Annotated in this window: 9 protein-coding genes; 8 read left to right on the top strand and 1 reads right to left on the bottom strand. The window is 44.5% G+C overall.

Annotated features, from left to right (window positions below):
* Positions 1 to 99 precede the first annotated feature (99 nt).
* The 7 genes from WKT20_RS16400 (at position 100) to leuB (ending at position 9,150) form a co-directional block, all read left to right on the top strand.
* Positions 100 to 1,422 carry an alpha-L-fucosidase gene (locus WKT20_RS16400; RefSeq protein ID WP_340417737.1) on the top strand — a complete coding sequence of 441 codons (1,323 nt, stop codon included), beginning with the start codon at positions 100 to 102 and terminating at the stop codon, positions 1,420 to 1,422.
* Between the two features lie 97 nt (positions 1,423 to 1,519).
* On the top strand, positions 1,520 to 2,692 hold the full coding sequence (gene pncB / locus WKT20_RS16395; protein WP_117703082.1) for a nicotinate phosphoribosyltransferase: 1,173 nt from the start codon (positions 1,520 to 1,522) through the stop codon (positions 2,690 to 2,692).
* 310 nt (positions 2,693 to 3,002) lie between these two features.
* Positions 3,003 to 4,499 carry a 2-isopropylmalate synthase gene (locus WKT20_RS16390; RefSeq protein WP_007560764.1) on the top strand — a complete coding sequence of 499 codons (1,497 nt, stop codon included), beginning with the start codon at positions 3,003 to 3,005 and terminating at the stop codon, positions 4,497 to 4,499.
* 19 nt (positions 4,500 to 4,518) lie between these two features.
* Positions 4,519 to 5,916, top strand: a complete 1,398-nt coding sequence (leuC, locus tag WKT20_RS16385) for a 3-isopropylmalate dehydratase large subunit (protein ID WP_340417736.1) — start codon at positions 4,519 to 4,521, stop codon at positions 5,914 to 5,916.
* A 12-nt stretch (positions 5,917 to 5,928) separates the two neighbouring features.
* A complete protein-coding gene (gene leuD, locus WKT20_RS16380; RefSeq protein ID WP_117670749.1) occupies positions 5,929 to 6,525 on the top strand; it encodes a 3-isopropylmalate dehydratase small subunit in 597 nt (198 codons plus the stop codon).
* Between the two features lie 18 nt (positions 6,526 to 6,543).
* The gene (locus tag WKT20_RS16375) at positions 6,544 to 8,076 is read left to right on the top strand and encodes an alpha-isopropylmalate synthase regulatory domain-containing protein (RefSeq protein WP_022052853.1); all 1,533 of its coding nucleotides are present in this window, start codon (positions 6,544 to 6,546) and stop codon (positions 8,074 to 8,076) included.
* Between the two features lie 12 nt (positions 8,077 to 8,088).
* Complete coding sequence (gene leuB, locus WKT20_RS16370) at positions 8,089 to 9,150, top strand: 3-isopropylmalate dehydrogenase (RefSeq protein ID WP_117670527.1); 1,062 nt, start codon at positions 8,089 to 8,091, stop codon at positions 9,148 to 9,150.
* 64 nt (positions 9,151 to 9,214) lie between these two features.
* Here the strand turns inward: leuB and msrA are convergent, their stop codons facing one another.
* Positions 9,215 to 9,700, bottom strand: coding sequence for a peptide-methionine (S)-S-oxide reductase MsrA (msrA, locus tag WKT20_RS16365; protein WP_304183443.1), 486 nt, complete (start codon positions 9,698 to 9,700; stop codon positions 9,215 to 9,217).
* Positions 9,701 to 9,998: 298 nt separating this feature from the next.
* Here msrA and WKT20_RS16360 point away from each other — a divergent pair.
* The coding region (locus WKT20_RS16360; protein ID WP_340417735.1) for a site-specific integrase at positions 9,999 to 11,136 on the top strand (1,138 nt) is incomplete at its 3' end.

Genomic DNA, 11,136 nt, shown 5'->3' with positions numbered 1-11,136 from the left:
AAGATACTTCGGGGCTTTTTTGTATCCGTAACTCAGATTTTATTGTATTTTTGCAACTGATTAAATCTAATTATATTGTTTTTTAATTATCGAATAAGTATGAGAACACGCATCTTACACCGTTGGAAAACGGTTTTCTTAGGGGGATTATTGGGAATATCTTCATTGTCGGCACAGGCAGAGGGAACTGACTATACACCAACTCCAGAGAATCTGCAAGCCCGAAAAGAATTTCAAGATGGTAAGTTTGGTATATTTCTGCATTGGGGAATATATAGCATGTTTGGCCAAGGAGAATGGTATATGAATACCGCTAACATTGATTGCCATGAGTATGCGAAAGCTGCATCGGGATTTTATCCTTCACGTTTTAATGCGCAGGAGTGGGTCGCTGCAATTAAAGCTTCCGGGGCCAAATATATCTGCATTACTTCCCGCCATCATGATGGATTCTCTATGTTTGATACGAAATATTCAGACTATGACATCGTGGATGCGACTCCTTTTAAGCGGGATGTGATAAAGGAGTTGGCCGAAGAGTGCCGCAAGCAGGGAATAAGATTGCATTTATATTATTCGCATCTGGACTGGACACGTGAAGATTATTATCCGTTGGGAAATACGGGGCATGGAACTGGACGTACCTCACATGGAGAATGGGCAACTTATTATCAGTTCATGAATCATCAGCTTACGGAATTGCTGACTAACTATGGTCCGATTGGTGCTATCTGGTTTGATGGAATGTGGGACCAGCCCGATGGGTTTGACTGGAAGTTAGAGGAACAGTATAAACTGATTCACAAATTACAGCCTGCATGTCTGATTGGAAACAATCATCATAAAACACCTTACCCAGGTGAAGACTTTCAGATGTTTGAACGTGACCTTCCCGGTGAGAATAAAGCTGGGTTGTCTGGGCAGTCAGTGAGTGCTCTTCCGTTGGAAACTTGCGAAACGATGAATGGCATGTGGGGGTACAAAATAAAAGACCAGAATTATAAGTCGGTTACTGATTTAGTTCGTCTGCTGGTACGTGCGGCAGGTAAAGGAACTAATCTGCTGATGAATATCGGCCCTCAGCCTAATGGTGAACTTCCGGCTGTGGCTGTAGAACGTTTGAAGGGAGTAGGAGACTGGATGTCGAAATATGGGGAAACCATTTATGGCACTACTGCTGGAAATGTGATGAGTGCTTCGTGGGGAACCACAACCCGTAAGGATAATATGCTTTATGTACATTTATTAGCAGACCACATGCCTCAGTTTGTGACTTTGCCAGTGACGGAAAAAGTCGTTTCTTCTACCTTGTTCGGTACCGGTGAAAAAGTAAAATGGGAGAAAATCCACGGCGGAATTGTATTGCACACAGAAAAACTGCAACCTTCTGCAGACTGCATTGTGGCCTTAAAACTGAAATAATTTGAATTTAAAATAAGAAAAAAGGATTGTCTGACACTTTAATAGTTGTGACAATCCTTTTTCTTGTTTATATTTACCACAAGAAAAACGAAATATCATGGTGATAAAAACAATTTTGGATACAGATTTATATAAGTTTACTACTTCATACGCTTATATAAAGTTATTCCCTTATGCCATTGGAACTTTTACTTTTAAAGATAGGGATGAGACTGAATATACGGAAGGATTTCTGGAAGCCTTGAAAAACGAAATCCATAATCTGGAAATGGTGAAACTGACATCGGAAGAGCAGGAATACATGACAACCCATTGTCGTTTTCTGCCCAGTGTGTATTGGGAGTGGCTTTCTTCTTTCCGGTTTGACCCGAATAAAATTGAAGTATGGTTGGATGAGCGCCATCACTTACAGATGACGGTGACTGATTACCTGTATAAGGTAACTCTTTATGAAGTGCCGCTATTGGCCATTGTTTCTGAAATAAAAAATCAATTCTTGAATCGCATTCCTGACAAGCAGGCGATATTGGCGAAACTGGCCGATAAGGTGAACTTGTCGAATACTCACCAGATGCCTTTCTCTGAGTTTGGTACACGCCGACGTTTCTCTTTTGACGTACAGAAACTGGTGGTGGAATATCTGAAGGGACATGCGCAGTATTGTACCGGTACATCTAACTGTCACCTTGCCATGAAATATGATATGCGCCCTATGGGTACCCATCCTCATGAATGGTTTATGTTTCACGGAGCTCAGTTTGGTTACAAGCACGCCAACTATATGGCATTGGAGAACTGGGTAAACGTGTACGACGGTGATTTGGGAACAGCCTTGTCGGATACTTATACATCTGATTCATTCCTCAGCAATTTCAGCCGGAAGCAGGCAAAGTTGTTTGACGGTGTACGTTGTGATTCTGGCGATGAATACGAATTTATAGAGCGGTTGATAGCCCGGTACAAGGAGTTAGGCATTGACCCGACTACCAAAACGATTATCTTCAGTAATGCATTAGATTTCGAGAAGGCACTGAAGATTTATCAGTACTGCCAGGGAAAAATCCGCTGTTCCTTTGGTATCGGTACCAACTTGACGAACGACACAGGTTATCAGCCATCTAACATTGTGATGAAATTATCACGCTGCAAGATGAGTCAGAGTCAGGAATGGCGTGAATGTGTCAAGCTTTCGGACGATATGGGCAAGCATATGGGAAGCATGACAGAGGTAGAAGCCTGTCTGCATGAGCTACGTTTGCTTACAGAATGATAGATTTATAGTCTGTTGCTTTTGTTTGTGTGAATTTGTTGTTTAAATAGTGAAAAAACTTTCTTTTTATTTTCTTATTTCAAAATATTGTATACCTTTGCAGCATCTAAAAGGAAATAGATAAAACGAACGATTATGAACAACTTGTTTTTACATATTTTGCTATGCGGTCTGATTAATCTGCTGGAAAGCCCAGTGGGAAGTGAGTCGTGCGCATACTGATAGTAAAAATGAAATTATATCAAGCCTTTCTCACTTCCTTGTGCGAAAGGCTTTTTTTTGAGATAACAAGAAATAAAAAGATAATATTATGAGTGACAGATTATTTATTTTTGATACGACTCTTCGCGACGGGGAGCAGGTACCGGGATGCCAGTTGAACACAGTGGAAAAGATTCAGGTGGCAAAGCAGCTGGAAGCATTAGGTGTGGATGTAATTGAAGCCGGTTTTCCGATTTCAAGTCCGGGAGATTTTAATTCCGTAATTGAAATTTCGAAAGCGGTGACCTGGCCGACTATCTGTGCGCTGACTCGTGCCGTACAGAAAGATATTGATGTAGCGGCAGAAGCCCTGCAATATGCCAAGCATAAACGTATTCATACGGGAATCGGTACTTCTGATTCGCATATCAAATATAAATTCAATTCAACCCGTGAAGAAATTATTGAACGTGCAGTAGCTGCCGTGAAATATGCAAGACGTTACGTTGACGACGTGGAATTTTACGCAGAAGATGCCGGACGTACGGACAATGAATATCTGGCACGCGTAGTAGAAGCAGTAATCAAGGCTGGAGCTACGGTAGTAAACATTCCGGATACCACAGGCTATTGTTTGCCTGATGAATATGGTGCAAAAATCAAATACCTGATGGAGCATGTCGACGGAATAGACAAAGCGATTATCTCTACTCACTGTCATAACGACTTGGGCATGGCTACAGCCAATACCATCAGCGGAGTGTTGAATGGTGCCCGACAGGTGGAAGTAACCATTAACGGTATTGGTGAACGTGCTGGAAATACCTCGTTGGAAGAGGTGGCCATGATTTTACGTTGTCACCATGATATTCAGATTGATACCAACATCAATACACAGAAAATCTATCCTACCAGCCGCATGGTGTCCAGCTTGATGAACATGCCGGTACAGCCTAACAAGGCTATCGTGGGACGTAATGCCTTTGCGCATTCTTCGGGTATTCATCAGGACGGTGTGCTGAAAAATGTGCAGACTTACGAAATTATTGACCCTAAGGATGTGGGTATCGATGATAATGCCATTGTGCTGACTGCACGTAGCGGACGTGCTGCCTTGAAGCATCGTCTGCATGTGCTGGGAGTGGAAATGACTCAGGAAAAACTGGATAAGGTATATGAGGATTTCTTGAAACTGGCTGACAAGAAAAAGGATATTACAGACGATGACATCTTGGTATTGGCAGGAGCCGACCGTAATGTGAACCACCATATCAAACTGGAATACTTGCAAGTGACAAGTGGGGTAGGTGTTCGTTCGGTAGCCAGTCTTGGACTGAATATCAGCGGAGAGCACTTTGAAGCAGCTGCTACAGGTAATGGACCGGTGGATGCCGCTATCAAGGCTGTGAAACAGATTATCAAACGCCAGATGACTTTGAAAGAGTTCACTATTCAGGCCATCAGCAAGGGTAGTGACGATGTGGGTAAAGTACACATGCAGGTGGAATACGACGGCCAGATGTATTATGGCTTTGGCGCAAACACCGACATCATTGCCGCATCAGTAGAAGCATATATCGATTGTATCAATAAATTCAGAAAATAATAAATTAAACGAGAAACGTATGGCTAATACATTATTCGACAAAATATGGGATGCACACATCGTGCAGAAGGTGGAAGACGGACCTACCCAGTTGTATATCGACCGTCTGTACTGTCATGAGGTAACCAGTCCGCAGGCTTTTGCCGGGATGCGTGCCCGTGGATTGAAGTGCTTCCGTCCGGAACGTATCTATTGTATGCCGGACCACAATACACCGACTCATGACCAGGACAAACCTATCGAAGATCCTGTATCTAAGGCACAGGTAGATGCGCTGGCAAAGAATGCAGCCGATTTCGGACTGACGCATTTCGGAATGATGAACAAGAAAAACGGTATTATCCATGTGGTTGGTCCGGAACGAGGACTGACACTGCCGGGCATGACGATTGTGTGTGGTGACTCACATACTTCTACTCATGGAGCGATGGGAGCAGTGGCTTTTGGTATCGGTACCAGTGAAGTGGAAATGGTAATGGCTTCACAGTGTATCCTTCAGGCACGTCCCAAGACCATGCGTATCACGATTGACGGTAAGCTGGGCAAAGGTGTTACGGCAAAGGACGTTGCATTGTACATGATGTCAAAAATGACCACAAGCGGTGCGACCGGATATTTTGTGGAATATGCAGGTGAAGCTATTCGCAGTCTGACCATGGAAGGACGTCTCACATTGTGCAACTTGTCGATTGAAATGGGAGCCCGTGGAGGTATGATTGCTCCGGATGAAGTGACCTTTGAATACATCAAAGGACGTGAATATGCTCCTAAGGGTGAAGAATGGGATAAGGCCCTGGCTTACTGGAAAACATTGAAGAGCGACGACGATGCCGTATTTGACAAGGAAGTACGTTATGACGCTGCAGATATTCAGCCGATGATTACTTACGGAACCAATCCGGGAATGGGCATGGCTGTTACATCGGATATTCCTACCACGGGAGGCATGAGTGAAGTAGAAAAAGGCTCTTTCGAAAAATCCATGCAATACATGGGATTCCAGCCGGGTGAAAGTCTGTTAGGCAAAAAAGTAGATTATGTGTTCTTGGGAGCTTGTACCAACGGACGTATTGAAGACTTCCGTGCGTTTGCTTCTATTGTGAAGGGAAGAAAGAAAGCCGATAATATCACTGCATGGCTGGTTCCGGGTTCTTGGATGGTAGACGAACAGATTCGTCAGGAAGGACTTGACAAAGTGTTGGAGGAAGCTGGATTTGAAATCCGTCAGCCGGGATGTTCCGCTTGTCTGGCCATGAACGACGACAAGATTCCTGCCGGAAAATATTCAGTATCTACAAGTAATAGAAACTTTGAAGGACGCCAGGGACCGGGTTCACGTACCTTGCTGGCAAGTCCGTTGACTGCGGCTGCCGCTGCCGTAACCGGTGTGATAACAGATCCAAGAACGTTAATGTAAAAAATGAGTGTCATGAAACAGAAATTCAATATCATAACAAGTACTTGTATCCCTTTGCCATTGGAAAATGTGGATACTGACCAGATTATCCCGGCACGCTTCCTGAAAGCAACTACACGCGATGAAAAATTCTTTGGAGACAATTTGTTTCGCGACTGGCGTTATCATCCGGATGGTTCGCTGAACAAGGATTTTGTGCTGAACAATCCTAAATACAGCGGACAGATTTTAGTGGCCGGAAAGAACTTCGGTAGCGGTTCCAGCCGTGAACACGCTGCGTGGGCTATTGCCGGATATGGTTTTCGGGTGGTAGTTTCAAGCTTCTTTGCCGATATTCATAAGAACAATGAACTGAATAACTTTGTTTTGCCGGTGGTGGTAAGCGAAGAGTTCTTGAAAGAGCTGTTTGCTTCGATTGAAGCAGACCCTCAGACGGAAGTAGAGGTGAACTTACCGGCACAGACTATTACCAACAAAGCAACCGGAAAGTCTGAAACATTTGAAATCAATGTTTATAAGAAGCATTGTTTGATGAACGGACTGGATGACATTGACTTCTTGGTAGAGAACAAAGATAAGATAGAGGCTTTTGAAAAGGCACGCAACTGACCGTAAAAAAGAGTGATTATGAATAATCATCCGAGAATAGAGATAATGGACACTACGTTACGCGACGGAGAACAGACCAGTGGCGTATCGTTTGTCCCTCACGAGAAGTTGATGATAGCCCGTTTGTTGCTGGAGGATTTAAAGGTAGACCGAATCGAAGTTGCTTCAGCCCGCGTGTCGGATGGTGAATTCAATGCAGTAAAAATGATTTGTGACTGGGCTGCACGCAGAGGTTTACTGCAGCGGGTAGAAGTCCTGGGATTCGTTGACGGAAAGATGTCGGTCGACTGGATTCATGATGCGGGAGGACAGGTCATCAACTTGCTTTCGAAAGGCTCTGAAAAGCATTGCCGCTATCAGTTGAAGAAGACTTTGGAGGAACATCTGGCTGACATACGGAATACGGTAGACTATGCGCACGAAAGAGGGCTTGAAGTCAATTTGTATCTGGAAGACTGGAGTAATGGTATTAAGGATTCACCGGACTATGTATTCGGTTTGGTAGATGGTTTGCGCGACAGCGGTATCCGTCGTTTCATGCTTCCTGACACCTTGGGAATTCTCAATCCCTTGCAGGTTATCGAATTCATGCGTAAAATGAAGAAGCGTTATCCAGACCTTCACTTTGATTTTCACGCGCACAATGACTATGATTTGGCTGTAAGTAATGTGCTGGCAGCTGTATTGAGTGGAGTGAAAGGATTGCATACCACCATCAACGGACTGGGAGAACGGGCAGGTAATGCTCCTCTGGCCAGTGTGCAGGCTATCTTGAAGGACCATTTTCATGCCATTACGCGCATCGATGAAAGTCGCTTGAATGATGTCAGTCGGGTAGTGGAATCTTATTCCGGTGTGACGATTCCTGCCAACAAACCAATTGTGGGAGAAAGTGTGTTTACACAGGTGGCTGGCGTACATGCTGATGGAGACAATAAGAATAAACTCTACTTCAACGACCTGCTTCCGGAACGTTTCGGACGTGTGCGTGAATATGCTTTAGGAAAAAATTCCGGGAAAGCCAATATCCGTAAGAATCTGGAGAGTATGGGACTGGAACTGGATGAAGAATCCATGCGCAAAGTCACCGAACGAATCATTGAACTGGGCGACCGCAAAGAACTGGTCACTCCCGAGGATTTGCCGTATATCATCAGTGATGTGTTGAAGCACGATGGCATACAGAATAAGGTGAAATTGCTTAGTTACTTTGTAACCCTCGCCAAGGGATTGAAGCCGATGGCCACGCTTAGCATTGAGATTAACGGGAAGACGTATCAGGAAAGTTCCAGCGGTGACGGACAGTATGATGCTTTTGTACGTGCGTTGCGCAAAATATATAAAGGAACTTTAGGAAGAAAATTCCCGATGTTGCTGAACTATGCTGTGACCATTCCTCCCGGCGGACGTACGGATGCCTTTGTGCAGACCGTTATCACCTGGAATTATGAGGATAAGGAGTTCCGTACAAGAGGGTTTGATGCCGACCAGACAGAGGCAGCCATCAAGGCGACAATTAAAATGTTGAACATGATAGAAGATTTAAATTAAAAGCGTACAATTATGGATTTTAAAATAGCAGTATTAGCCGGTGACGGAATCGGACCGGAAATCTCCGTTCAGGGAGTAGATGTAATGACAGCCGTTTGTGAAAAGTTTGGTCACAAGGTGGATTATAAATATGCACTTTGTGGAGCACATGCTATCGATGAAGTAGGTGATCCGTTCCCTGAAGAAACTTATCAGATTTGTAAGGATGCTGATGCCGTGCTGTTCTCAGCAGTAGGTGACCCGAAATTTGACAATGACCCGACCGCAAAGGTACGTCCAGAACAGGGTTTGCTGGCTATGCGTAAAAAATTAGGGCTTTTTGCCAATATTCGTCCGGTACAGACCTTCAAGTGTCTGGTACACAAATCTCCGTTGAAAGCCGAACTGGTAGACGGTGCAGATTTTCTCTGTATCCGTGAACTGACAGGTGGTATGTATTTCGGTGAAAAATACCAGGATAATGACAAGGCATACGATACAAATATGTATACTCGTCCGGAAATTGAACGAATCTTGAAAGTCGGCTTTGAATATGCGATGAAACGTCGTAAACACCTGACTGTGGTAGATAAAGCTAATGTATTGGCTTCTTCTCGTTTGTGGCGTCAGATTGCACAGGAGATGGCTCCTCAGTATCCGGAAGTGACAACTGACTACATGTTTGTGGATAATGCAGCCATGAAGATGATTCAGGAACCCAAGTTCTTTGATGTAATGGTTACAGAAAATACGTTCGGCGATATTTTGACAGACGAAGGTTCAGTAATCAGCGGCTCAATGGGCTTGTTGCCTTCGGCTTCTACAGGCGAGAGCACACCGGTGTTTGAACCGATTCACGGTTCATGGCCACAGGCAAAGGGACTGAATATTGCCAATCCGTTGGCACAGATTCTTTCCGTAGCCATGTTGTTTGAATATTTCGATTGTAAGGAGGAAGGTGCACTTATCCGTCGTGTAGTAGATGCTTCTTTGGATGCCAATGTACGCACTCCGGAAATTCAGGTAGAAGGCGGAGCAAAATATGGAACCAAAGAAGTTGGTGCTTGGATTGTAGACTATATTAAGAAGGCGTAAAACGAAATATCTTATTAAATAGAAGAAAGGGAGGTCGCTTCATGGCAGACCTCCCTTTTTATGTTTAGAACTTCTTGACTCGGATGTGGCAGTAAGGTTCTCCTCCTGTCTTGTCATAATAGTGCTGGTGATAATCTTCAGCCGGCCAGAATTCGGATGCCGGAGTAAGGCGGGTATTTACCTCGTAGCCTTTTTCTCTTAGCAGCTGGATGATTGCTTCAGCTTCTGCTTTCTGCGCTTCGTTCAGGTAGAAAATCTCACTTCGGTACTGCGGACCTATGTCAGGACCTTGTCCGTCTGTCTGTGCCGGGTTGTGTATCTCGAAGAAAAGTTTGCATAATTCCTTGTAAGTGGTCTGCTCCGCATCGTATTCCACTAATACAGCTTCGGCATGCCCTGTAGTGTGTGCTTTTACTTCCTGATAAGTTGGGTGTTGTTCTTTTCCTCCCGTATATCCTACTGTGCTGCGAATAACTCCCTTGGCTCTCTCCATCTGATGTTGTACCCCCCAGAAGCATCCGCAGGCAAAAATGGCTTTTTCTATTTTCATGATAATTGTCTGTTTAATGATTGTTCAAACTTACATAAAATCTCTGGAATAACCTCGAAAAACGGGAGAAATGACGCTAAACGACTTAATATCAGAGTTGTTACGGTGTCAAATGATGACAAGCCGAAAAATCGGAAAACGCAAAGAAAAGCGGATTTAAGAAGAAGAATGGTTTGCAAATCATTACCCGTGAAAGAGTAAGATTTAACATATGAGAGATGCTATTGCACCGTTTGTCACCGATTTGCGTATCAAGGTCTAACTCGTTGATATTTAACTTTGCAAACAAAAAACGAGTATGGCAAGAAGTACATTCAAAGTGCTGTTCTACGTGAACGGCAGCAAGGAGAAAGACGGTATTGTCCCCATCATGGGACGAGTGACAATCAACGGTACTGTGGCGCAGTTCAGTTGCAAGCAGACCATCCCGAAAACCCTTTGGGATGCGAAAGGCAACCGAGCCAAAGGCAAGAGTGCCGAAGCACGGAACATCAATCTTGCATTGGACAACATCAAGGCGCAAATCATCAAGCACTATCAGCGCATATCCGACCGAGAGGCATACGTAACGGCTGAAATGGTGCGCAATGCCTACCAAGGGGTAGGAAGCGAGTATGAGACACTGATAAAGGCTTTTGACAAGGATTGCGCCAACTTTCTGAAACGTGTCGGTAAAGACCGCAGCATCGGCACGTACAAGGTCATGGTAAGGGCAAGGAACTATGTCGCAGCCTTTATCAAGTCATTCTACAAACGGACAGACATGTCCATGCTGGAACTTACACCCGACTTCATCAAGGAGTTTGCGGCTTATCTTACGGCTGAACGGGGACTGAAAAACGCCACCATCTGGCTGAACTGCATGTGGCTGAAAGGCGTGGTCATGCGTGCGCACTATAACGGACTGATACCGAGAAATCCGTTTGCGCAGTTCCATATCAGCCCGAATGTTAAGGAACGGGAGTATCTGACAGAGGACGAAATCAAAAGAATCATGGCGCACGAGTTTGACAACCCCACCCTCGCATTGGTGCGAGACCTGTTCATTTTCGCCTGCTTCACCGCCTTGTCTTTCGTGGATATGAAAGAACTCACAACGGATGAAATAGTGGAGGTGAACGGTGAGAAATGGATATTGTCGAAACGGCACAAGACAAATGTCCCGTTCCAAGTGAAGTTGCTGGATATTCCCTTGCAGATAATCGAACGGTACAAGTATCTGTCGGAAGACAAGCTGGTTTTCGGGAAAATCAACTATTGGACGATGTGCAAACAGCTGAAAAAGGTAATGGCAGAATGCGGAATAGAGAAGCAAATCTCCTACCATTGCGCACGTCATACGTTTGGAACACTGGCTCTTAGCAAGGGGATGCCCATTGAAAGCGTGAGCCGTGTTCTGGGACACACGAACATTGTCACGACTCAAATCTATGCGA

The sequence above is a fragment of the Phocaeicola sp. ICN-14070 genome (assembly GCF_037892625.1).
In the GTDB taxonomy this organism is placed as follows: Bacteria; Bacteroidota; Bacteroidia; order Bacteroidales; family Bacteroidaceae; genus Phocaeicola; species Phocaeicola plebeius.
The sequence above is the reverse complement of the archived record's forward strand: the minus strand, read 5'-3'. Positions and strand labels throughout refer to the sequence as shown.